The following is a 23908-nucleotide window of genomic DNA, read 5'->3' as shown; positions in this document are numbered from 1 at the left end:
ATGATCATGAATCTATTTGTACTGATGAAACGGACGTTTGACACAGAAGAAAAAATCGTCATTGAAACAGGAAAGATTCAGGATGACGGAGCGGAATGGATCATTAATCCATATGATGAGTACGCGATAGAAGAAGCCATCCAGCTGAAGGAAAAGCATGGCGGAACGATCACCGCTGTCACTGTCGGCGGTGAAGAAGCGGAGAAAGAATTGCGTACGGCGCTTGCCATGGGTTGTGACCAAGCTGTTTTAATCAACATAGAAGATGATCTTGAAGAACCCGACCAATATTCCATTTCTCAAGTTTTATACCACTATATGAAGGATCAGGAGTTTGATTTGATTCTCGGCGGAAATGTTGCCATTGACGGAGGATCAGGACAAGTGGCGCCTCGGCTTGCCGAGCTACTGGACATTCCATGTATCACTACGATCACCAAACTCGAAATCAACGGCACTGATGCAGAAGCAGAAAGGGACGTCGAAGGGGATGTTGAAAAAATCAAAACGACGCTCCCATTGCTTGTCACAGCTCAGCAGGGCTTAAACGAGCCGCGCTATCCATCGCTTCCGGGAATTATGAAGGCTAAGAAAAAGCCGCTTGAAGAGCTTGAACTTGATGATCTTGACCTGGACGAAGAGGATGCTGAACCAAAGCTGAAAACCATTGAACGTTTTCTGCCGCCGAAAAAAGAATCCGGGAAGCTTCTCCAAGGTGAGCCTGCTGAACAGGCAAAAGAGCTTGTTTCATTGCTCCGCAGCGAAGCTAAAGTCATTTAAAGCTTGGACATTCAAAGAAACAGGGGGATGTTAGAATGGGAAAAAAAGTGATCGTGCTTGGAGAAATACGCGATGGGGAATTGCGGAATGTCACCTTTGAAGCAATAGCTGCAGGAAGAACCATTTCAGGAGATGGGGAAGTCATCGGTGTTCTCATCGGTGAAAATGTACAAAGCATTGCACAAGAGCTTATTCATTACGGAGCAGATAAAGTTCTTACCGCTGAAGACCCGAAGCTGAAAACATACACGGCAGACGGGTACAGCCAGGTCATGAGAGGTGTTATCGAGCAAGAAAATCCTGATTCAGTCATCTTCGGGCATACGGCAATGGGCAAGGATCTTTCACCGAAGCTTGCTGCCCGGCTGCAAACAGGCTTAATTTCTGATGCTATAGATGTAAGCGTTACCGGAGGGAATATTGTGTTCACACGGCCGATTTACTCGGGGAAAGCTTTTGAACGCGTCATTTCAACCGATCCGATGATCTTTGCAACAATTCGCCCCAATAACATTCAAGCTTCAGAAAAAGACACCAGCAGGTCGGGAAGCATCGAAAGCATAAATGTCTCTCTTACTGACCTTCGCACCGTGATTCAAGAGGTCGTCAAAAAAACGGCGGACGGTGTTGATCTTTCCGAAGCGAAAATTATCGTTGCGGGCGGCCGAGGAGTCAAAAGCATGGAAGGATTTCAGCCGCTGCAGGAGCTTGCAGAGGTGCTAGGGGCCGCAGTCGGGGCTTCTCGCGGGGCATGTGACGCTGATTATTGCGATTATGCTCTCCAAATCGGGCAGACCGGGAAAGTCGTCACTCCGGATTTGTACATTGCATGCGGCATTTCCGGCGCCATCCAGCATTTGGCCGGCATGTCAAACAGCAAGGTGATCGTCGCCATCAATAAAGACCCCGAAGCCGATATCTTTAAAATAGCGGATTACGGCATCGTCGGTGATTTATTTGAAGTTGTCCCGTTATTAACTGAGGAATTCAAACAATTGAATATACACTCATAAAGGAAATCCCGGACTTTAAAAGTTCGGGATTTTTTCATGTTTATAAATACATACGTACAAATATAAAAACAATAGAAAATGTCGTTGACATGTACGAACATATATAATATGGTTACTTTAAAAGCGCTTACATTCATGCTGACTCCTCAGGCAAAGACAGATCACATATTTGACTGTGGTGCTTTTCATATCCGTATGAAAGGAATGATCAGAGGCATGTCTGAACATCAAGCAGTGATTCAAACAGATATCGTAAAAGGAACCATTAACAAAAATATATACGGTCATTTTGCCGAGCATTTAGGAAGAGGGATTTATGAGGGGATCTGGGTCGGAACGGACTCAGACATCCCCAATATCAACGGGATACGAAAGGACGTGCTGGAGGCGCTCAAACAGCTGCACATTCCTGTCCTCAGGTGGCCGGGCGGGTGTTTTGCGGACGAATACCATTGGGCAAACGGTGTCGGTGACCGTAAGACAATGCTGAACACTCACTGGGGCGGTACAATTGAATCAAATGAATTCGGAACGCATGAATTTATGATGCTTTGCGAGCTGCTTGAATGCGAGCCATATATTTGCGGCAATGTCGGAAGCGGAACCGTTCAGGAAATGGCGGAGTGGATTGAGTATATGACATTTGAAGAAGGCACGCCGATGTCAGACTGGAGAAAGCAAAATGGAAGAGAAGAACCTTGGAAGCTGAAATATTTCGGCGTGGGCAATGAAAACTGGGGTTGCGGCGGCAACATGCATCCCGAATACTACGCAGATCTGTACCGGCGTTTTCAGACTTATGTCCGCAATTACAGCGGGAATGACATTTATAAAATTGCAGGCGGCGCAAATGTGGATGATTTTAATTGGACGGACGTGCTTATGAAAAAAGCCGCTGGCCTGATGGACGGGTTGAGTCTTCATTATTACACGATTCCGGGGGATTTCTGGAAGGGCAAAGGATCAGCCACAGAATTCACGGAAGATGAATGGTTTATTACGATGAAAAAAGCCAAATACATCGATGAATTGATTCAAAAACACGGCACGATTATGGACCGGTACGATCCGGAGCAGCGGGTCGGGCTGATTATTGATGAATGGGGCACGTGGTTTGATCCCGAGCCAGGCACGAATCCCGGTTTCTTATATCAGCAAAACACCATTCGTGATGCACTGGTGGCGGCTTCTCATTTCCACATTTTCCATCAGCATTGCCGCCGGGTGCAAATGGCCAACATCGCCCAAACAGTAAACGTTCTACAAGCGATGATTTTGACTGAGGGAGAGCGGATGCTTTTGACACCGACGTACCATGTATTCAATATGTTTAAGGTGCACCAGGACGCTTCTCTTTTAGCCACAGAGACAATGTCTGCCGACTATGAATGGAACGGTAAAACGCTTCCGCAAATCAGCATTTCAGCGTCGAAACAAGCTGAAGGCGATATCAATATCACAATTTGCAACATCGATCACCAAAACAAAGCGGAGGCGGAAATCGAGCTGAGGGGCCTACACAAGGCAGCGGACCATTCCGGGGTCATTCTCACGGCAGAAAAAATGAATGCGCATAACACGTTTGACGATCCTCATCATGTCAAACCGGAATCCTTCAGACAATACACGCTCAGCAAAAACAAACTGAAAGTAAAACTCCCGCCAATGTCAGTCGTCTTACTTACGCTGCGTGCCGATTCTTAATTGCGCAAAAGCGCCGGAGCTTCATGCCGGCGCTCTTTTTCAGGTTTTAAAACAGCTCCGGCAGGGCATGGTAAAGTACATGACAGTGAAGAGGAGATGTGATCTTATGCTTCGTACCATTTTAATGATTATTGGGGCAATTGTAGTGATCGGGGCCATTATCAGATTTGTGTTTTAAAAAAAGAGCATATCCCATTCAACCATATAAAAATGAGTAAACCGGCTGTGATCAGGAAAAAATAATTTGTAAGCATTAAAATAGCGTGAACGAATGGGAGATGCTATACTAAAAATCATCATTTCACATTGGAGGAATTCAATAATGGCTATCGTAAAAGCAACTGATCAATCTTTCTCAGCTGAAACAAGCGAAGGCGTCGTACTGGCAGACTTCTGGGCTCCTTGGTGCGGACCTTGTAAAATGATTGCACCTGTTCTTGAAGAATTGGATCAAGAAATGGGAGACAAACTGAAAATCGTAAAAATCGATGTAGACGAAAACCAAGAAACTGCCGGAAAATACGGCGTTATGAGCATCCCGACTCTTCTTGTGTTAAAAGACGGCGAAGTAGTTGAAACTTCAGTCGGCTTCAAACCAAAAGAAGCGCTTCAAGAGCTTGTAAACAAACATCTTTAATTTTCCGCTGCTTACATGCCAGAGCGATTCCGATTGAGGGATCGCTTTTTTTATTCGCCAATTGTGAACCATAGAGAAAAACAAACGTTCGTGTTAAACTGGAAATAAAGGATTAAATATAAGGAAGGGTACCATATGAACAAACAACTGAAAGAAAAACTCGCCCTCCTTCCCGATCAACCGGGTTGTTATCTCATGAAGGACCGGCAGCAGACTGTGATCTACGTAGGGAAAGCAAAAGTGCTGAAAAACAGAGTGCGCTCCTACTTCACCGGTTCTCACGACGCGAAAACCCAAAGGCTTGTGACGGAAATCGAGGATTTTGAATATATCGTGACGTCCTCCAATCTTGAAGCGCTTATTTTAGAAATGAATCTGATCAAAAAGCATGATCCGAAATACAATGTCATGCTCAAAGACGACAAAACCTATCCTTTCATAAAACTCACCCATGAACGCCACCCAAGGCTGATTGTCACCCGCAATGTCAAAAAAGACAAAGGGCGTTATTTCGGGCCGTATCCGAATGTACAGGCAGCAAGGGAAACAAAAAAACTGCTCGACCGTCTGTATCCTCTCAGAAAATGCTCCAAGCTCCCGGACAGAGTGTGCCTTTACTATCATCTGGGCCAATGCCTCGCTCCGTGCGTAAAGGATATTTCCGAAGAGACGAACAGAGAGCTGGTTGAAAGCATTACACGTTTCTTAAGGGGCGGCTATAATGAGGTCAAAAAAGAGCTTGAAGAGAAAATGCATGAAGCTGCTGAGAATCTTGAGTTTGAACGAGCAAAAGAGCTTCGTGACCAAATTGCCCATATTGAATCAACGATGGAAAAACAAAAAATGACGATGAACGATCTAGTCGACCGTGATGTATTCGCGTACGCGTACGATAAGGGCTGGATGTGCGTGCAGGTCTTTTTCATCCGCCAAGGAAAGCTCATTGAACGCGATGTCAGCATGTTCCCGCTTTATCAGGAAGCAGATGAAGAGTTCCTCACGTTCATCGGGCAGTTCTATTCAAAAAACAACCACTTCCTTCCGAAGGAGATTTTAGTTCCGGACAGCGTAGATCAATCCATGATCGAGCAGCTGCTGGAAACAAACGTTCACCAGCCGAAGAAAGGCCCGAAAAAAGAACTGCTCATGCTTGCCCATAAAAATGCGAAAATCGCATTGAAAGAAAAATTCTCTTTAATCGAACGCGACGAGGAGCGTTCAATCGGGGCTGTGCAGAAACTAGGTGAGGCATTAAATATTTATACGCCGCACAGAATTGAAGCGTTTGATAACTCAAACATACAGGGGACAAACCCGGTTTCCGCGATGATTGTGTTTATCGACGGCAAACCATACAAAAAGGAATACCGCAAATATAAAATCAAAACCGTTACAGGGCCGGATGATTACGGTTCTATGAGAGAGGTTGTCAGAAGACGCTATACGAGAGTGCTTCGTGAGAATCTGCCGCTGCCTGATCTGATTATAATTGACGGAGGAAAAGGGCAGATCAACGCAGCAAGGGATGTCATTGAAAATGAACTCGGCTTGGATATCCCGATCGCCGGTTTAGCGAAAGATGAAAAACACAGAACCTCAAATTTACTGATCGGTGAGCCGCTGGAGGTGGTGTATCTGGAACGAAACAGCCAGGAATTTTACCTCCTGCAGCGCATTCAGGACGAGGTGCACCGTTTTGCAATCAGTTTTCACAGGCAAATCCGGGGAAAAAGCGCGTTTCAATCCGTTTTGGACGACATCCCGGGTATCGGAGAGAAAAGAAAGAAAATGCTGTTAAAGCATTTCGGTTCCGTTAAAAAAATGAAGGAAGCAAGCCTTGAGGACATCAAAAAAGCCGGTGTTCCCGCAGCGGCGGCTCAGCTCCTTTACGACAAATTGCAAAAATAATGTTGTCCTTTTAAATAAGATCTGATAAAATGTGAACTAATTTCATAGTTAGATCGTGTTATATGGTGAAGATAGAGGTGCGAACTTCAAGAGTATGCCTTTGGAGAAAGATGGATTCTGTGAAAAAGGCTGAAAGGGGAGCGTCGCCGAAGCAAATAAAACCCCATCGGTATTATTTGCTGGCCGTGCATTGAATAAATGTAAGGCTGTCAAGAAATCATTTTCTTGGAGGGCTATCTCGTTGTTCATAATCATTTATGATGATTAATTGATAAGCAATGAGAGTATTCCTCTCATTGCTTTTTTTATTGTGGACAAAGCGCTCTTTCTCCTCACCCGCACGAACCAAAATGTAAAGGGTGGTAATACATGGGTCTTATTGTACAAAAATTCGGAGGCACTTCCGTCGGCTCAGTCGAAAAAATTCAAAATGCGGCAAACCGCGCAATTTTAGAAAAACAGAAAGGCCATCAAGTCGTTGTCGTCGTTTCAGCAATGGGAAAATCCACTGACGAATTGGTCAGCCTTGCAAAAGCTATTTCTGACCAGCCGAGCAAACGCGAAATGGATATGCTGCTGGCGACAGGCGAGCAGGTCACGATTTCACTCCTTTCAATGGCATTGCAGGAAAAAGGCTATGACGCTGTTTCTTATACTGGCTGGCAGGCGGGAATCCGTACGGAGGCCATTCACGGAAACGCCAGAATTACAGATATCGACACTTCGGTTTTAGCAGACCAGCTTGAAATGGGGAAAATTGTCATTGTTGCAGGATTCCAAGGCATGACAGAGGATTGTGAAATTACGACATTGGGCCGGGGCGGTTCAGATACAACAGCAGTTGCTTTGGCTGCCGCTTTAAAAGCTGATAAATGTGACATATACACAGACGTGCCAGGCGTGTTTACAACCGATCCGCGCTATGTGAAATCAGCGAGAAAACTTGCGGGCATCTCATACGATGAAATGCTTGAGCTTGCCAATTTAGGCGCCGGCGTTCTTCATCCAAGAGCAGTTGAGTTCGCGAAAAATTACCAAGTGCCGTTAGAAGTGCGTTCAAGTACAGAAACCGAAGCGGGAACATTAATTGAGGAGGAATCATCCATGGAACAGAATTTAATTGTCAGAGGCATTGCATTTGAAGATCAAATCACAAGAGTAACCATTTACGGGCTGACTAGCGGCCTGACAACTTTGTCTACTATTTTTACGACACTTGCCAAAAGAAACATAAACGTGGATATCATTATCCAAACGCAGGCCGAGGACAAGACTGGAATTTCCTTCTCTGTCAAAACAGAAGATGCAGACCAAACCGTTGCGGTGCTTGAAGAGTATAAAGACGCGCTGGAATTTGAGAAAATCGAGACAGAAAGCAAATTGGCTAAAGTATCTATTGTTGGATCCGGCATGGTCTCAAATCCCGGTGTAGCGGCTGAAATGTTTGCTGTACTGGCGCAAAAAAACATTTTAATCAAAATGGTCAGCACATCTGAAATCAAAGTGTCAACAGTCGTAAGCGAAAATGACATGGTGAAAGCAGTCGAGTCGCTTCACGATGCATTTGAGCTTTCAAAACATCCTTCAGCTGTGTAATGACAATCAAAAAGGCGGGACTATGCAGTCACCGCCTTTTTGATTACACTGGGTCTTTCATATCCCATTTCACAGTCAGAACCACTTTATCGGCTCTCTTTTTCACTTGTTCATATGATTCGGCAATCTGATCATTCATCAATTGAATTTGTTCAGCGATAAAACCAGCCTCCAGCTGAAAGCATGGTTCTTTCTGATGTTTAAGCCGGTTGGAAATGATCGGCCCTTCAAGTTCAAATTCAAGCTCCTGTTTTTTAGCGCTTACGTTGGTGAGGGTTCCCCAGCCCGCTTCTTCAAAGAAGGCCGGAAATTCCTCCCATGATTCAAGAGGAAACTTACGGGCGAGATGTTTTCCTGCCCAATACATCATGGAAGAGTAATCTTGGCCAAGCATATCTGGGAGAACGATCTCTCGTATTAGTTCGTAGGCATAGGCGTTCATTTCAATTTCTTTTAGGTTGTCAATAGATGCTTCAAATTTAGACTTCATATCTGTCTCCCCTCTCTCCTGCGTATATTATAGCTCAAACAGGGGGGAGGATTACAGAATGATCCTGTAATTCTTATGAAAAATTAAGCAAGAAATATATATTGATAAAATAAAATTTTTCAATCAACTAATCAATTCGGAAAATTATAATTTATGTACGCGTTTTCTTGACGCCCTTTTGAGGGAGGAGTAAAATGAAATTGTCAATAAATCTTAATAAAGTGCTTACAATTGAAAGAAGTGGGGGAAGAGATTTAGCACATTTCGCACTTATCAAACAGGGGGTAAAGTAATGTCTGGGAACAGAGAGTTTTATTTTCGAAGATTGCATTCCTTGCTTGGCGTCATACCGGTCGGCATCTTTCTTATTCAGCATTTAGTCGTCAACCAGTTTGCCGCAAGGGGCGCTGAAGCATTCAATAGCGCTGCTCATTTTATGGATAGTCTGCCTTTCAGGTATGCCTTGGAAATTTTTATTATCTTCTTACCATTAATTTATCATGCAGTTTATGGTGTGTACATAGCGTTTACTGCGAAAAATAACGCAGGCCAATACAGCTACATGAGAAACTGGCTATTCGTCCTGCAGCGTGTAACCGGTATCATCACCCTCATTTTCGTCAGCTGGCACGTGTGGGAAACCCGCATTGCCGCACAAATGGGTGCTGAGGTCAATTTCGACATGATGGCGAATATTTTGAGCTCTCCGGCTATGCTTGGTTTTTACATTGTCGGTGTTTTATCAACAATTTTCCACTTCTCGAACGGTTTATGGTCTTTCGCTGTTACATGGGGCATCACGGTAACGCCTCGTTCTCAAAGAATTTCGACATACGTTACGCTGATTATTTTTGTTGCACTGTCATACGTAGGCTTAAAAGCGATTTTCGCATTTGTTTAAGAGTACTAGATTACTAGAGGGAGAGGGGCTATCATGAGTCAATCAAGCATTATCGTAGTCGGCGGGGGTCTTGCCGGCCTCATGGCGACAATTAAAGCAGCGGAATCAGGAATGGCGGTTAAATTGTTTTCCATCGTTCCTGTCAAACGTTCGCATTCAGTTTGTGCGCAAGGCGGCATAAACGGAGCGGTCAATACAAAAGGGGAAGGTGACTCTCCGTGGGAACATTTTGATGACACGGTATACGGGGGAGACTTTCTTGCCAACCAGCCGCCGGTCAAGGCGATGTGTGAAGCGGCGCCTTCGATCATCCACTTATTAGACCGGATGGGTGTTATGTTTAACCGGACGCCTGAAGGCCTGCTTGATTTCCGTCGATTCGGGGGTACACAGCATCACAGAACGGCTTATGCGGGTGCGACGACGGGACAGCAGCTGCTTTATGCACTGGACGAGCAAGTGCGCAGATACGAAGTTGCGGGTCTGGTCACAAAATACGAAGGCTGGGAATTCCTTGGCGCTGTTTTAGATGATGACAGAACCTGCCGCGGAATTGTTGCACAAAACCTGACAAACATGCAAATTGAATCCTTCCGTTCAGACGCTGTCATTATGGCGACGGGCGGACCGGGAATCATTTTTGGAAAATCAACGAACTCCATGATTAATACAGGATCTGCTGCATCAATCGTTTATCAGCAGGGAGCGTATTATGCAAACGGAGAATTCATTCAAATCCACCCGACAGCCATACCGGGCGATGACAAATTAAGACTGATGAGTGAATCAGCGCGTGGTGAAGGCGGTCGCGTATGGACATATAAAGACGGCAAACCATGGTATTTCCTGGAGGAAAAATATCCGGCATACGGAAACCTGGTGCCGCGTGATATTGCGACACGCGAAATATTTGATGTGTGTGTGAACCAGAAGCTCGGCATTAACGGTGAAAACATGGTATATCTCGATCTGTCTCATAAAGATCCGAAAGAGCTTGATATTAAGCTTGGCGGCATCATTGAGATTTATGAGAAATTCATGGGAGACGACCCGCGTAAGCTTCCAATGAAAATCTTCCCTGCGGTCCATTATTCTATGGGCGGTTTATGGGTGGATTACGATCAAATGACAAACATCCCTGGACTGTTTGCGGCTGGGGAATGTGATTATTCTATGCACGGCGGCAACCGCTTGGGAGCAAACTCCTTGCTGTCTGCGATTTACGGAGGCATGGTGGCCGGACCGAATGCGGTGAAATATGTAAACGGCTTAGAATCTTCAGCGGAAGACATGTCTTCATCATTATTCGACGCTCACGTTAAGAAAGAAGAAGAAAAATGGGCTGATATTATGAGTATGGACGGAACCGAAAATGCCTATGTTCTTCACAAAGAGCTCGGTGAGTGGATGACGGCGAACGTAACGGTTGTCCGCCATAATGACAAGCTTTTGAAAACGGATGACAAAATTCAGGAGTTAATGGAGCGCTTCAAAAAGATCAACATCAATGACACGACAAAATGGAGCAACCAGGGAGCGATGTTCACACGCCAGTTCTCGAACATGCTTCAGCTTGCGAGGGTGATTACCCTTGGCGCATACAACCGTAATGAAAGCCGGGGCGCCCATTATAAACCGGATTATCCTGAACGTAATGATGACGAATGGCTCAAAACAACAATGGCTAAACATATAAGCCCGTATGAAGCGCCGGAATTTGAGTATCAGGATGTCGATGTATCACTGATAACGCCTCGGAAACGGGATTACTCGAAGAAGAAGGTGGCGAAATAATTATGAGTGAACAAAAAACCATACGATTTATTATCACACGTCAAGATACAGCCGACAGCACGCCTTACGATGAAGAATTTGAGATTCCATACCGCCCGAATCTGAACGTCATTTCCGCTCTGATGGAAATCCGCCGGAATCCGGTTAATGTCAAAGGTGAGAAGACAACCCCTGTCACATGGGATATGAATTGTCTTGAGGAAGTATGCGGCGCATGTTCAATGGTCATAAACGGAAAACCCCGCCAGTCTTGCACGGCGCTTATCGACCAGCTTGAACAGCCGATCCGTTTAAAACCAATGAAAACATTCCCAGTCGTTCGTGATTTGCAGGTTGATCGCAGCAGAATGTTTGATTCATTGAAAAAAGTAAAAGCGTGGATACCGATTGACGGTACGTACGATTTAGGACCGGGGCCGAGAATGCCGGAAAAACGCCGTCAATGGGCATATGAATTATCAAAATGCATGACATGCGGCGTCTGCCTCGAAGCTTGCCCGAATGTGAACAGCAAATCGAAGTTCATGGGGCCTGCACCGATGTCGCAAGTCCGCCTGTTTAACGCGCATCCGACAGGCGCCATGAATAAATCTGAACGATTGGAAGCATTAATGGATGAAGGCGGCCTTGCAGATTGCGGCAACTCGCAAAACTGTGTTCAATCCTGTCCGAAGGGGATTCCGCTTACCACTTCGATTGCAGCCTTGAATAGAGATACAAACTTACAAGCGTTCCGCAATTTCTTCGGAAGCGACAGAGTATAAGAAGAAAAAACCTCTTCCGCATGGGAGAGGTTTTTTAAAACAATAAGGAGATGAAAAAAGATGAAGCTTCCCGCTTATATTGATATGCCGTTTCAAGAATGGAAAACATCCTTTTCTTTTTTCAATGAGGTATCCGTAAGATTTTCCGAGACAGACATGTTTGGGCATATGAATAATGTAACTCCTTTTATATACTTTGAGGAGGCGCGGATTTCTTATTTTAAAAAGCTGAATATGATGAGTGAAAACAAACAGACCATGACAGTCGTGGCAAGCCAGCAGTGCGATTATTTGCGCCAAGTCATGCCTTATGAAGAGTTGCGCATCTATGTGAAAACAAGCGCCGTCGGCAGTTCATCTCTTACTTTGCACTATCTCGGAGAGAACCTCGAAGGCGAACCCTGCTTCACCGGGGCAGTCGTGATGGTTCAAGTCTCAAAGGAAAGCGGCAAGGCTGTCAGCTGGACGGATGAGGAGAAAGAAACGCTTCTTCATACACGATAAACTAATTATCTTGTAAACGTCACCTCCTGCGCCCTTCTTACATATGATATCTCGACTATATCAAAACCCATTCGTTTCTGATTCGCTCTCACCTTAGCAAGGAGGGTTACAATACTTGAAGGAGAAAGAATTTCAATCGAAGCCGCTGCTAACGAAAAGAGAAAGAGAAGTGTTCGAATTGCTCGTTCAAGATAAGACAACAAAGGAGATTGCAAGCGAGCTATTTATCAGTGAGAAAACCGTTCGAAACCATATTTCAAATGCCATGCAGAAATTGGGTGTGAAAGGGCGTTCGCAAGCCGTTGTTGAGCTTCTTAGAATGGGTGAGCTAGAGCTTTAATCCTTGCCGGTATTCCTTCTTTTAGGAAGGAGCCGGTTATTGCTGTTTGTTTGGAACATTCGAAACCAAATTTGGAATGCTGTGCAAAACGTAGGCAAGTCATAAAATAAATTTTATTTCTTGATGTTGTTTGACTAAAGTCCTCTATTTCTCTCCTTCGAGTCTTGCATTTTCTTCAAAAAAGAAGGAAAATAGACACGGAACGCTTTTGTGCGTAAGAGATCCTTGAGTGAGGGATGGACAAATGACATCAAAACCTTTGGAGCATGTTGCGGATATTGAAAAGTCACTCCGCCACATTGCCGCGATCATTAAGCAAAAAGGACGAGAAATCCTTAACCAATATGCGATTACGCCGCCGCAATTTGTCGGCTTGCAATGGCTTTATGAATTAGGAGATATGACAATCGGTGAATTATCGGGCAAAATGTATCTGGCATGCAGCACGACAACGGACTTAATCGACCGCATGCAAAAAAATGAGCTTGTTGAGCGGGTCAAGGACCCGGCGGACAGACGTGTTGTCCGGATACATCTGCTGCCTGAAGGAGAACGGATTATCCAAGAGGTCATTACAAAAAGACAGGAATATCTGCGTGATATGTTCGAATCGTTTACAGATGAAGAAATAGCCATCTTCGAAAAATCTTTGATGAAACTGCAGCATGAAATGAAGAGAAAATGAGGCGATTTTGTTGGAACAACCAATAGGAGTCATTGATTCCGGGGTTGGCGGTTTAACCGTTGCGAAGGAAATCATGAGACAGCTACCTAAAGAAAATATTATCTACGTCGGGGATACGAAACGGTGTCCTTATGGGCCGCGCCCTGAAGAAGAGGTGCTTCAATATACGTGGGAGCTGACGAATTATTTACTCGAAAACCACCACATCAAAATGCTCGTGATCGCCTGTAACACAGCAACAGCGATCGCATTGGATGACATCCAGCGAAGCGTCGGTATACCGGTGGTCGGAGTGATCCAGCCTGGTGCGAGAGCAGCGATAAAAGTGACGGATAATCAGCATATCGGTGTCATCGGCACAGAGAATACGATTAAGAGCAATGCATACGAAGAGGCGCTTTTGGCATTAAATCCTGATCTGAAGGTTGAAAACCTTGCCTGCCCGCTGCTTGTGCCTTTTGTGGAAAGCGGGAAGTTTCTTGACAAAACAGCAGACGAGATTGTCAAAACCTCGCTGTATCCGTTAAAAGATACATCGATTGATTCGCTGATTTTAGGCTGCACCCACTATCCCATTTTGAAAGAAGCCATTCAAAGATATATGGGAGAACACGTTAACATTATTTCGTCCGGCGATGAAACAGCCCGGGAAGTCAGCACGATTCTCTCGTATAAAGGGCTGCTGAACCAGTCTGCGAATGCTCCGGATCATCAGTTCTTGACAACAGGAGCGCGTGATCAGTTTGCGAAAATCGCAGACGATTGGTTTGGCCATGAGGTGGGCCATGTGGAATGCATCTCACTGCAAGAACCGATTAGAAGATAGTTTTCCCCGCAACGGTATGTTGCGGGTTTTTTTCTGTTTTGCCGGAATTCTTCGGTCTATTTCCTAAAGAGGCTCGTATACATAATAGTACAAACATCCTTAGGAGGGAAAAGTATGCTGAAAAAAGGACCTGCAGTCATTGGTGCCACTTGTCTCACCTCTGCCTTGCTTTTATCCGGATGCGGCTTGTTTCAATCTGATAAGGCAGCCGAGGAAATTGATCCGCCTCAAGACGTTACATTCGTGAACGATGAAGCGGGTGCCAATTCAAATACAACAGCAGCCAAAAAAACAGAAAGTGAAAAAAGCGATACCGCAAAAGCGGATCAAGCCTCATCTACTGTTATGAGGGAGCTTTATCTCATTGATAAAAACGGGTATGTTGTTGCGCAAACGCTGCCTCTCCCTAAAAGTGAGAGCACGGCTAAGCAGGCGCTTGAATACCTCGTACAGGGCGGGCCTGTGTCTGAAATTCTTCCGAATGGCTTCAGAGCTGTATTGCCGGCTGACACCACCGTTAACGTTGACATCAAAAAAGATGGAACCGCGATAGCTGATTTCTCTAATGAGTTCAAAAATTACAAGAAAGAAGACGAACAGAAAATCGTTCAATCTGTGACGTGGACGCTGACGCAATTTAGTTCGATAGATAAAGTGAAGATGAGAATAAACGGGCATGAACTGAAGGAGATGCCTGTAGGAGGGACGCCGATCTCAGATGATTTAAGCCGCAAAGACGGCATTAATTTGGAAACAGCCGGTGTAAATGATCTCACTGCTACCCATCCGCTGACAGTCTACTACTTGGCGGAAAACGAAGACAGTGAATACTACGTGCCTGTGACCAAACGAATCTACAATTCGGAAAAAGACGACATTACGGCAGCCATTAATGAATTGGCTAAAGGGCCAAGCAAGGTGAGCGGGCTGTTAACAGACTTCAGTGAAGATGTAAAGCTGGTCAGCAAACCGAAAATCAAAGACGGGCGCGTGACGTTGGATTTCAATCAATCTATATTCGGCAGCGCCGATGAGAAGACGAAAATGATTTCTTCAGAAGTGCTGAACAGCATTGTGCTGACGTTAACGGAGCAGCCGGATGTAAAAAGCGTCTCTGTTAAAGTGAACGGAAAATCAGAGCTTGTAAATGAAAAAGGCGAAAAGCTCACAGAACCGGTCTCCAGACCTTCTCAAGTGAATACGGGTAGTTTTTAAATTGGGATTTTTGATATACTAGAAAGAAAGAGGTTAGCGTTCCGGCTGCCTCTTTCTTTATTCAATTCCGGGACAAAAATGGTTTATGTACATACAATCGGAGGTAAAACATGAGACATGACGGAAGACAACACGATGAGCTGCGTCCAATCACATTCGATTTGGATTTTATCAGCCATCCGGAAGGTTCTGTTCTAATAACAGCGGGAAATACAAAGGTAATCTGCAACGCGTCTGTTGAGGACCGCGTACCGCCGTTTTTGCGGGGCGGAGGGAAAGGCTGGATTACAGCAGAGTACAGCATGCTGCCGCGGGCAACAAACCAAAGAACAATCAGAGAATCTTCTAAGGGGAAAATTTCTGGCAGAACAATGGAGATCCAACGCCTGATCGGCCGCGCGCTTCGAGCTGTTGTAGATCTGGAAAAGCTCGGTGAACGGACGATTTGGATTGACTGTGATGTCATTCAAGCTGATGGAGGAACTAGAACAGCTTCCATTACAGGCGCATTTCTTGCTATGGCGATTGCGATTGGCAAGCTGATCAAAGCAGGAACAATCAAGACAAATCCGATCACTGATTTTCTTGCTGCGATCTCTGTTGGAATTGATAAGGAACAGGGAATTTTGTTAGATTTAAATTATGAAGAAGATTCCTCCGCTGAAGTTGACATGAATGTCATCATGACAGGCAGCGGCCGTTTTGTGGAACTGCAGGGAACCGGGGAAGAGGCGACTTTTTCAAGAGAGGATCTGAACGGTCTTCTGGGTCTTGCGGAAAAAGGAATTCAAGAGCTGATTGACAAGCAAAAAGAAGTGCTGGGTGATTCTCTGCCAGAACTGAAATAAAGACAGAAAGGCTTGATCATCATGAAAGAAGCAATTATTGCGACACATAATCCGGGAAAAGTGAAGGAATTCAAAGAAATTCTTGAGCCAAGAGGCTATGATGTCAAATCTTTAGCTGAAATTGGATTCACAGAAGAAATTGAAGAAATAGGCCATACATTTGAAGAAAATGCCATTCTGAAAGCGGAAGCTGTTGCCAAAGCAGTGAACAAAATGGTGATTGCGGACGACTCCGGTCTATCCATCGATAATCTTGGCGGCAGACCCGGGGTTTATTCAGCCCGCTATGCAGGGGAACAGAAAGACGACCAGGCAAATATCGAAAAAGTGCTCAGCGAGCTGAAAGGTATCGAAAAAGAACAGCGCACCGCCCGTTTCCGCTGCGCACTGGCCGTGAGTATTCCCGGTGAGGAAACAAAAACAGTCGAAGGCCATGTTGAAGGGTATATTGCCGAAGAACCGAGAGGAGAATATGGCTTTGGCTATGACCCAATCTTTATCGTGAAAGATAAAGATAAGACAATGGCTGAACTGACAAGTGATGAAAAAAATAAAATCAGCCATAGGGCTGACGCGCTTAAAAAGCTGTCTAAGCTTTTGGAGGCATAAGGAGGAAGCTTGTACATGAACGTGCTGATTATCAGTGACAGCCATGGGCTTGAAGAAGAACTCCAAACCATTGCGAAACGGCATGAGGCAGAAGTTGATCTCATGATTCATTGCGGGGACTCTGAGCTTGAAACGAGGCATCCTGCATTGGAGCCTTATGCGGTTGTAAAAGGCAATTGCGATTTTGCCGGCGATTTTAAGGACGAGCTTCTTCTGACTGCCGGCTCAAGAAAAATACTTGTCACACACGGCCACCTTCACGGTATAAAACAGACCTTGTTAAACGTATACTATCGTGCAGAGGAGCTCGGAGCGGATATTATCTGCTTCGGGCATTCGCACATCGCGGGAAGCGAAGTGCTGCGGGGCAAACTGATGATTAACCCAGGCAGCATCCGGCTTCCGAGGGTGCGCAGGACAGAAAGCTATGCTATACTGACATTAGAAAATGATGCTGCGACAGTCCGTTTTTACGACCAAGCAGGCAATGAAATTGAGGATCTGCAAAACCGAGTCACACTATGAAAATGTCATGAGGAAGAAAATTTTCTTCCTCATGAAAAAAATTCTAAAAAACCGTTGACTTATTGTTTCATCCCATATATAATAAATCTTGTCGCTGATAGTTAAAGCGAAAAACAAAAAACAAAACGTGTCCCAGTAGCTCAGCTGGATAGAGCAACGGCCTTCTAAGCCGTCGGTCGGGAGTTCGAATCTCTCCTGGGACGTACCAAAAGAAAAACCTCAAATCCATTTAGGATTTGAGGTTTTTTGTTGTCGTCTTATGATTTTCATTTGTTATTTAACGGATCATCATCCAAGCCGTCAACTTTTCCTTCTTTATTCAGACGAGGTTCTTCTTTTTTCACAGTTTCAGAAATATGTTCATTTTCTTCAACAGTGCGTTTGCCGACAACCACTTCATCAGTGACAACCGGTTTTTTAGTCACTTCCAGCTTTTCCTCAACGATTGGAACTCTGATTTCTTCCGAATCGTTGACGGGAGCAGCATCTGTTTTATTTTCATCCACTGGACGTCGTTCAACATAAATTTCATCATGTCTCACAGGAATGTCCATATCTCTTTTTTCTGTTTTCACTTCTTTTCCTATTTCTACTTCGCCGGTTTGAACGTCTTCCTTATCGACCTTCAGCTGTTCTTCCCGGAGCGGCATCGTTTTTTCTTCTTTCGTTGTATAATCCGCCATTTCATTTGTGCTTGAAAAGCCGCTTGAAAGGGCATTGCCGTTATCAATAGGAGCAATTACATCTGCATCTGTATCGACGGCTACCAGAAGTTTTCCGTCATCCAAATCTTCTTGATACTTGTCTATTTCATCAGTTTTAATATCCAAGTCGGATAATGCTTTGCTGTGTGTAGCAGTATCATCCATTGTGAAATAATCTTTCAGTTTATCGAAAAAAGATTCAGATTCGTCCTGATGTGCATCGATGGCTTGATTGACTTCTGTTCCTGTACGTGACTCCAAATAATCTGTATCTCGCCGGCTTGTCACAACAGAAATGTCATCAGAATCATAGCCTTTTGTGAGTAAGCCTTCAATCGCTGCGATGGTTTCCTGCGGAGTTTCGTATACACCAACTATGCTTTTCATATCAATCTCCTCCTTTATGAATTTGCATGATATCGTTCATGTCGTTTGTAATTCCCGCTGTTCTTTAAAATAAACAAGATTGAAAACATCCGAGTTTTTTAGAGAAAACTTTAATTAGAATTTCCTGAAAAATGAATATACAGGAAAAGATATGAAAAAATTCATAGTCTTGCCGATATTTGTTTTGTGAAACAATTAAATAAAGGAGTGTTTTCTTTTGAAAAAATGGTTCGTTGTTTGTTTCTTATTTGTTATTGCGCTGTGTCAATCGCTCCAAACAGTTAGCGCGGAAACAGTTGAATGGAAAGAAAGAGCAGATTTGCCTGAGCCGCGTGTCGGCGCAAGCAGCGGTGTAGTAGATGGAAAGATATATGTGATAGGTGGCGGAACTGTAAAACCAGGTACTTATGGGAATCAAACGTTTGTCTATGATCCTAAAACAAATGAATGGACAAGAAAAGCCGACATGCCAACAGCGAGGGGGGGAGCTGCATCAGTTACTGTAGATGGGAAAATTTATGTCTTGGGCGGAATGTCAAACGATGGAGCTGTCAACACAATAGAAGTATATGATCCAAAAAAAGACACGTGGGAAAAATTAGATGATCTTCCTTTTGAAAGAAAGGTTCCAGCCTATCAAATATACGCTGAAGTTATAGGAAAGAAAATTTACGTGGTAGGCTTCGAAAATAGGTTTGATGGAACCACTTACAGTTATGATCTAGAAACGAAGAAATGGGAGAAAAAACAGACATTAAAAAATTATGAAGTAACTGGAGCTTCTACAGCAGTGATTGATAATAAACTATATTTACTTGGCGGAACGCATTATATTCCCCAAATCGTTTATGTTTATGATCCAGAAAAAGATACGTGGGTAAAAAATGGTACCGGATTCACAGCAGGGTATTATTCTGCGCTTGCTTACAAAGGAAAAATTCTGATGACTGGAGGTGTAAACCGAATTAAGGTGTACGATCCTAAAAGTCAATCAGCTACAGCAGTGACAAATCCGAAAGCACTATACAGAATGGCGCATTCTTCTGCCATTATTGATGATACCCTTTACGTCATCGGTGGAAGGGAGGAGACATCAAGTTTTGTTGATGGATATGCAAATGCTAAAATTAAATCAGTTATATCTATTTCGTTAAAAGATTTAAACATACCATCCGAATCAGAGGAAACTCCGGGAGATAAGGATAAAGGATCAACAACCCCTTCTGAAGGCAATTCAGGAGATAAGGACAAAGGATCAACAACACCTTCTGAGGATAACTCAGCAGAAGACGGAGACGCCCTTCTTGTTGTCACCATGGTAAACGGTTTGCAAAAAGAATATCAGCTGTCTATGAAAGAAGTGAACGGATTCCTCAAATGGTACAAGCAGCGTGATGCCGGAGAGGGACCAGGCTTTTATGAAATAGATGAGCATGACAACAACAAAGGGCCTTTTGAAAGTAAAAAGGATTATGTTGTGTTTAAAAACATTTTGATGTACGAAGTAAATAAATATAAATAATCCATCCAAAAACCATCCAATGCAATGCTGGATGGTTTTTGTTGACTTACTCTATTAAGTTTTAGAAGGGAAAACTGTAAGGGATAGACAGACCTTCCCCTGCACTTATCTATCCTTATAAAGCCGTCTCACAATTCCTTCGTCATAAACACACTGTTTGGATCTTCAACATAGTCTGCAAACGATTCACAGTACTGAAAATAGAAGCTTTCATACAACTTTCTTGCCGGCTCAAATGAAGCCATTGACCCCGTTTCTAAGCTTAACCGCTCATAGCCTCGCTTCTCGGCTTCTTCAATGATGTGCTGGAGAACTTGTTTGGCAACGCCTTTTCTTAAATGTGATGCAGATGTTCGCATTGATTTGATTTCTCCATGCCGGGTGTCCAGTTCTTTTAGCGCTCCGCAGCCAGCTAGTTCATCGCCTTCCCATGCGCTCCAAAATGTTATTTCAGGCCCTCTTAGTTTTTCTAAACCTAAGGCATGAATGCTTTCTGGCGGGGACATAAGCGTCATGCTATGTAAATGCTCATTCACAAGTGAGACCACCTGACGTCCAGTTAAATCGTCTATTTTTATATGCAATTTTATTCCTCCTCGAAAACTTACGGGTTGTGCAGAATATCGTTCAATTCATCTTAATCATATTCCATCCTGTTTCCAAATATAAAGACAGAAAATGTGACTGTATTTGTGAAGTCGTTTTAAAACAATAAAAGGACCGCAATAGATGTTCGGCCCTTGTGGTCTTCTTTAATATCTAAAGCCTCCGTGTACGCCTGGCGCCCCGCTGAATCCGCCGGCATGTATCGCTGGAGCACTTAAGCTGCCGCTATGGCCGCTAAAGCCTGCACCTGAAAATTGCTGTCCGTAAAATCCTGAAGCGTATGGGAATGAGGAGTACATTCCAGAGGGAGTGGTTAACGGGCTGTATGCCTGACTGAACGGCTGTCCGTATCCGTAGCCTCCAAATGGCTGCTGGCTTTGCTGGTAGAAGGCAGGGGTAGCAGGATAATACTGCTGCGGAAAGTTGGGGAAGCTTGGAAAGCCCGCAGGAAATCCTTGCATGTCTGCAAATGATTTATTCATCGTATCACCTTTTCTTTGCAAGATACCATTAATGTATGCCGGGGAATAATAGGGGTGCCTATCCGAAATTGAAATGGATTGCAAGATGATCTGTCAGACTCAATCCATATACGAACCATAGCGTGTTATAAAATCTTACATGTTTATATAAAATGAAATAATTCTGGTGTATTCTTGATAGATTAATAAAAAAATTATAAAAACTTTTAACATTTGCAATTCCTTTTGTACCAATAATGAAAGCGTATACAATATAGATTGATTAATCAAAATTGTCTAATAATTTTAAAAAATGCTGTTGACACTGCGTCCAAAGCGGCGTAATATGAGTTCAACAAAAGATAAACGCAAGCTTCACAAGCGAAAATCATCGCAGTATGATTCTAAAAAAATGAAAAACGAACGACCTTCTTGAACAGCTGGAAAGCCGTTCCGAAGGCTGAATATGAAAAGCGCAGATGAGGATAAGTAGCCTTGATAAAGCTTTCCACAGAGAACCGGGTTAGCTGAGAACCGGCGAAGCTTTACAAGGTGAACTCGCCTCAGAGTGCCAGTCTGAAATGACAGTAGGACTTGGCCGGGTGAACTTGATTCACTCGTTACTAAAGCGGATAGAAATATCCATGAGACGGCCGATTAACAGGCCGTAAACAAGGGTGGTACCGCGGAAAGAAAAGCCTTTTCGCCCCTTTTAGCTATCGCAGTTACTGCGCGGCTGATTGTGGGCGGAAGGGCTTTTTTTATTGAATAATCAGCTATCTAGCTAGTGAAAAGATGATCTTTAAAGGATGAAAATCCAAAAGGAGGAACTAAAATGGGGACTAATGTACAGGTAGATTCAGCATCTGCCAAATGTACACAGACGATGAGCGGAGCATTAATGCTGATTGAATCATTAAAAAAAGAGAAAGTAGAAATGATCTTCGGTTATCCGGGCGGGGCTGTGCTTCCGATTTACGATAAGCTATACAATTCAGGGTTGGTACATATCCTTCCCCGTCACGAACAAGGCGCAATTCATGCAGCGGAGGGATACGCAAGAGTCTCCGGAAAACCGGGTGTCGTCATTGCCACGTCAGGCCCGGGAGCGACAAACCTTGTTACAGGCCTTGCTGATGCCATGATTGATTCATTGCCGTTAGTTGTCTTTACAGGGCAGGTAGCAACCTCTGTAATCGGGAGCGATGCATTTCAGGAAGCGGACATTTTAGGGATTACGATGCCAGTAACAAAACACAGCTACCAGGTTCGCCAGCCGGAAGATCTGCCGCGCATCATTAAAGAAGCGTTCCATATTGCAACAACTGGAAGACCCGGACCTGTATTGATTGATATTCCGAAAGATGTAGCAACAATTGAAGGAGAATTCAGCTACGATCATGAGATGAATCTCCCGGGATACCAGCCGACAACAGAGCCGAATTATTTGCAGATCCGCAAGCTTGTGGAAGCCGTGAGCAGTGCGAAAAAACCGGTGATCCTGGCGGGTGCGGGCGTACTGCACGGAAAAGCGTCAGAAGAATTAAAAAATTATGCTGAACAGCAGCAAATCCCTGTGGCACACACCCTTTTGGGGCTCGGAGGCTTCCCGGCTGACCATCCGCTTTTCCTAGGGATGGCGGGGATGCACGGTACTTATACAGCCAATATGGCCCTTCATGAATGTGATCTATTAATCAGTATCGGCGCCCGTTTTGATGACCGTGTCACAGGAAACCTGAAACACTTTGCCAGAAACGCAAAGATTGCTCACATCGATATTGATCCAGCTGAAATCGGAAAAATCATGAAAACACAGATTCCTGTAGTCGGAGACAGCAAAATTGTCCTGCAGGAGCTGATCAAACAAGACGGCAAACAAAGCGATTCAAGCGAATGGAAAAAACAGCTCGCCGAATGGAAAGAAGAGTATCCGCTCTGGTATGTAGATAATGAAGAAGAAGGTTTTAAACCTCAGAAATTGATTGAATATATTCATCAATTTACAAAAGGAGAGGCCATTGTCGCAACGGATGTAGGCCAGCATCAAATGTGGTCAGCGCAATTTTATCCGTTCCAAAAAGCAGATAAATGGGTCACGTCAGGCGGACTTGGAACGATGGGATTCGGTCTTCCGGCGGCGATCGGCGCACAGCTGGCCGAAAAAGATGCTACTGTTGTCGCGGTTGTCGGAGACGGCGGTTTCCAAATGACGCTTCAAGAACTCGATGTTATTCGCGAATTAAATCTTCCGGTCAAGGTAGTGATTTTAAATAACGCTTGTCTCGGAATGGTCAGACAGTGGCAGGAAATTTTCTATGAAGAACGTTATTCAGAATCTAAATTCGCTTCTCAGCCTGACTTCGTCAAATTGTCCGAAGCATACGGCATTAAAGGCATCAGAATTTCATCAGAAGCGGAAGCAAAGGAAAAGCTGGAAGAGGCATTAACATCAAGAGAACCTGTTGTCATTGACGTGCGGGTTGCCAGCGAAGAAAAAGTATTCCCGATGGTGGCTCCGGGGAAAGGGCTGCATGAAATGGTGGGGGTGAAACCTTGAAAAGAATTATCACATTGACTGTGGTGAACCGCTCCGGGGTGTTAAACCGGATCACCGGTCTATTCACAAAAAGGCATTACAACATTGAAAGCATTACAGTTGGACACACAGAAACAGCCGGCGTTTCCAGAATCACCTTCGTCGTTCACGTTGAAGGAGAAAATGATGTTGAACAGTTAACGAAACAGCTCAACAAACAGATTGATGTGCTGAAAGTTACAGACATCACAAATCAATCGATTGTCCAGAGGGAGCTGGCCTTAATCAAGGTTGTCTCCGCACCTTCAACGAGAACAGAGATTAATGGAATCATAGAACCGTTTAGAGCCTCTGTCGTTGATGTCAGCAGAGACAGCATCGTTGTTCAGGTGACAGGTGAATCTAACAAAATTGAAGCGCTTATTGAGTTATTAAAACCTTATGGCATTAAAGAAATCGCGAGAACAGGTACAACGGCTTTTGCGAGGGGAACTCAGCAAAAGGCGTCATCCAATAAAACAATATCTATTGTATAAAACATAACAAGGGA

24 protein-coding genes, 1 tRNA gene, 1 riboswitch and 1 other annotated feature are annotated in these 23908 nt (G+C 44.2%); of the genes, 21 read left to right on the top strand and 4 right to left on the bottom strand.

Going from position 1 to position 23908, the window contains the following annotated elements; genetic code table 11:
* The first annotated feature begins 6 nt into the window (after positions 1 to 6).
* From etfB to NYE53_RS14110, 6 genes are all read left to right on the top strand, one after another.
* Positions 7 to 780 (top strand): electron transfer flavoprotein subunit beta, encoded by a 774-nt coding sequence (etfB, locus tag NYE53_RS14135; protein ID WP_339245248.1) that lies wholly within the window; start codon positions 7 to 9, stop codon positions 778 to 780.
* Between the two features lie 35 nt (positions 781 to 815).
* Entirely contained in the window at positions 816 to 1793 is a 978-nt protein-coding gene (gene etfA, locus NYE53_RS14130; protein ID WP_339245245.1) for an electron transfer flavoprotein subunit alpha, read from the top strand.
* A 216-nt stretch (positions 1794 to 2009) separates the two neighbouring features.
* The gene (gene abfB / locus NYE53_RS14125) at positions 2010 to 3497 is read left to right on the top strand and encodes an alpha-L-arabinofuranosidase AbfB (RefSeq protein ID WP_339245243.1); all 1488 of its coding nucleotides are present in this window, start codon (positions 2010 to 2012) and stop codon (positions 3495 to 3497) included.
* A gap of 322 nt (positions 3498 to 3819) precedes the next feature.
* On the top strand, positions 3820 to 4134 hold the full coding sequence (gene trxA, locus NYE53_RS14120) for a thioredoxin (protein ID WP_003222500.1): 315 nt from the start codon (positions 3820 to 3822) through the stop codon (positions 4132 to 4134).
* A gap of 135 nt (positions 4135 to 4269) precedes the next feature.
* Positions 4270 to 6042 carry an excinuclease ABC subunit UvrC gene (gene uvrC / locus NYE53_RS14115; protein ID WP_038828019.1) on the top strand — a complete coding sequence of 591 codons (1773 nt, stop codon included), beginning with the start codon at positions 4270 to 4272 and terminating at the stop codon, positions 6040 to 6042.
* 64 nt (positions 6043 to 6106) lie between these two features.
* A riboswitch (Lysine riboswitch) is annotated at positions 6107 to 6286 on the top strand.
* Between the two features lie 125 nt (positions 6287 to 6411).
* Positions 6412 to 7638, top strand: a complete 1227-nt coding sequence (locus NYE53_RS14110; protein ID WP_268552908.1) for an aspartate kinase — start codon at positions 6412 to 6414, stop codon at positions 7636 to 7638.
* A 43-nt stretch (positions 7639 to 7681) separates the two neighbouring features.
* Here NYE53_RS14110 and NYE53_RS14105 read toward each other — a convergent pair whose 3' ends face one another.
* Positions 7682 to 8128, bottom strand: a complete 447-nt coding sequence (locus tag NYE53_RS14105; protein WP_003222508.1) for a YslB family protein — start codon at positions 8126 to 8128, stop codon at positions 7682 to 7684.
* Between the two features lie 292 nt (positions 8129 to 8420).
* Between NYE53_RS14105 and sdhC the strand changes: the two genes are divergently transcribed.
* The 12 genes from sdhC to NYE53_RS14045 all read left to right on the top strand — a co-directional run bounded on the left by sdhC (position 8421) and on the right by NYE53_RS14045 (position 17342).
* Entirely contained in the window at positions 8421 to 9029 is a 609-nt protein-coding gene (gene sdhC / locus NYE53_RS14100; protein ID WP_003222512.1) for a succinate dehydrogenase cytochrome B558, read from the top strand.
* Positions 9030 to 9062: 33 nt separating this feature from the next.
* On the top strand, positions 9063 to 10823 hold the full coding sequence (sdhA, locus tag NYE53_RS14095) for a succinate dehydrogenase flavoprotein subunit (protein ID WP_339245234.1): 1761 nt from the start codon (positions 9063 to 9065) through the stop codon (positions 10821 to 10823).
* A gap of 2 nt (positions 10824 to 10825) precedes the next feature.
* On the top strand, positions 10826 to 11587 hold the full coding sequence (sdhB, locus tag NYE53_RS14090) for a succinate dehydrogenase iron-sulfur subunit (RefSeq protein WP_003229569.1): 762 nt from the start codon (positions 10826 to 10828) through the stop codon (positions 11585 to 11587).
* A 60-nt stretch (positions 11588 to 11647) separates the two neighbouring features.
* A complete protein-coding gene (locus tag NYE53_RS14085) occupies positions 11648 to 12091 on the top strand; it encodes a thioesterase family protein (protein ID WP_015251520.1) in 444 nt (147 codons plus the stop codon).
* A gap of 115 nt (positions 12092 to 12206) precedes the next feature.
* The gene (gene gerE / locus NYE53_RS14080; protein WP_003184172.1) at positions 12207 to 12431 is read left to right on the top strand and encodes a spore germination transcription factor GerE; all 225 of its coding nucleotides are present in this window, start codon (positions 12207 to 12209) and stop codon (positions 12429 to 12431) included.
* A 244-nt stretch (positions 12432 to 12675) separates the two neighbouring features.
* Positions 12676 to 13116: a MarR family transcriptional regulator gene (locus NYE53_RS14075; protein ID WP_003229573.1), complete on the top strand. Its 441-nt coding sequence runs from the start codon at positions 12676 to 12678 to the stop codon at positions 13114 to 13116.
* A 7-nt stretch (positions 13117 to 13123) separates the two neighbouring features.
* Positions 13124 to 13942 carry a glutamate racemase gene (racE, locus tag NYE53_RS14070; RefSeq protein WP_015251521.1) on the top strand — a complete coding sequence of 273 codons (819 nt, stop codon included), beginning with the start codon at positions 13124 to 13126 and terminating at the stop codon, positions 13940 to 13942.
* A gap of 114 nt (positions 13943 to 14056) precedes the next feature.
* Positions 14057 to 15157 (top strand): spore germination protein GerM, encoded by a 1101-nt coding sequence (gerM, locus tag NYE53_RS14065; protein ID WP_123372952.1) that lies wholly within the window; start codon positions 14057 to 14059, stop codon positions 15155 to 15157.
* A gap of 110 nt (positions 15158 to 15267) precedes the next feature.
* A complete protein-coding gene (rph, locus tag NYE53_RS14060) occupies positions 15268 to 16005 on the top strand; it encodes a ribonuclease PH (RefSeq protein ID WP_003246039.1) in 738 nt (245 codons plus the stop codon).
* A gap of 12 nt (positions 16006 to 16017) precedes the next feature.
* Positions 16018 to 16614: an XTP/dITP diphosphatase gene (locus NYE53_RS14055; RefSeq protein WP_123372953.1), complete on the top strand. Its 597-nt coding sequence runs from the start codon at positions 16018 to 16020 to the stop codon at positions 16612 to 16614.
* Positions 16615 to 16629: 15 nt separating this feature from the next.
* The gene (locus NYE53_RS14050; RefSeq protein ID WP_015384295.1) at positions 16630 to 17139 is read left to right on the top strand and encodes a metallophosphoesterase; all 510 of its coding nucleotides are present in this window, start codon (positions 16630 to 16632) and stop codon (positions 17137 to 17139) included.
* Positions 17140 to 17268: 129 nt separating this feature from the next.
* Positions 17269 to 17342, top strand: a tRNA-Arg gene (locus NYE53_RS14045).
* A 63-nt stretch (positions 17343 to 17405) separates the two neighbouring features.
* On the opposite strand, the gene NYE53_RS14040 is transcribed toward NYE53_RS14045, so the two are convergent.
* Positions 17406 to 18230 carry a YsnF/AvaK domain-containing protein gene (locus NYE53_RS14040; RefSeq protein ID WP_339245230.1) on the bottom strand — a complete coding sequence of 275 codons (825 nt, stop codon included), beginning with the start codon at positions 18228 to 18230 and terminating at the stop codon, positions 17406 to 17408.
* 217 nt (positions 18231 to 18447) lie between these two features.
* Here NYE53_RS14040 and NYE53_RS14035 point away from each other — a divergent pair, with 217 nt between their 5' ends.
* Positions 18448 to 19752 (top strand): DUF1668 domain-containing protein, encoded by a 1305-nt coding sequence (locus NYE53_RS14035; RefSeq protein WP_339245228.1) that lies wholly within the window; start codon positions 18448 to 18450, stop codon positions 19750 to 19752.
* 128 nt (positions 19753 to 19880) lie between these two features.
* Here NYE53_RS14035 and NYE53_RS14030 read toward each other — a convergent pair whose 3' ends face one another.
* Positions 19881 to 20336, bottom strand: a complete 456-nt coding sequence (locus tag NYE53_RS14030) for a GNAT family N-acetyltransferase (RefSeq protein WP_339245226.1) — start codon at positions 20334 to 20336, stop codon at positions 19881 to 19883.
* Positions 20337 to 20504: 168 nt separating this feature from the next.
* Complete coding sequence (gene cotQ, locus NYE53_RS14025) at positions 20505 to 20840, bottom strand: inner spore coat protein CotQ (RefSeq protein WP_173614219.1); 336 nt, start codon at positions 20838 to 20840, stop codon at positions 20505 to 20507.
* A 446-nt stretch (positions 20841 to 21286) separates the two neighbouring features.
* Positions 21287 to 21533: a binding site (T-box leader), on the top strand.
* Positions 21534 to 21654: 121 nt separating this feature from the next.
* On the opposite strand from cotQ, the gene ilvB reads away from it, so the two are divergent.
* Both ilvB and ilvN read left to right on the top strand, forming a co-directional pair.
* Positions 21655 to 23379 (top strand): acetolactate synthase large subunit, encoded by a 1725-nt coding sequence (ilvB, locus tag NYE53_RS14020; RefSeq protein WP_015251528.1) that lies wholly within the window; start codon positions 21655 to 21657, stop codon positions 23377 to 23379.
* Entirely contained in the window at positions 23376 to 23894 is a 519-nt protein-coding gene (gene ilvN, locus NYE53_RS14015) for an acetolactate synthase small subunit (RefSeq protein ID WP_004399096.1), read from the top strand. Before ilvB ends, ilvN begins: the two co-directional genes overlap by 4 nt.
* Positions 23895 to 23908 lie beyond the last annotated feature (14 nt).

The organism is Bacillus sp. FSL R5-0523, from assembly GCF_037975295.1.
Lineage (GTDB): Bacteria > Bacillota > Bacilli > Bacillales > Bacillaceae > Bacillus > Bacillus subtilis.
Note: the sequence above shows the minus strand (reverse complement) of the source record. Positions and strands in the feature narration are given on the sequence as shown.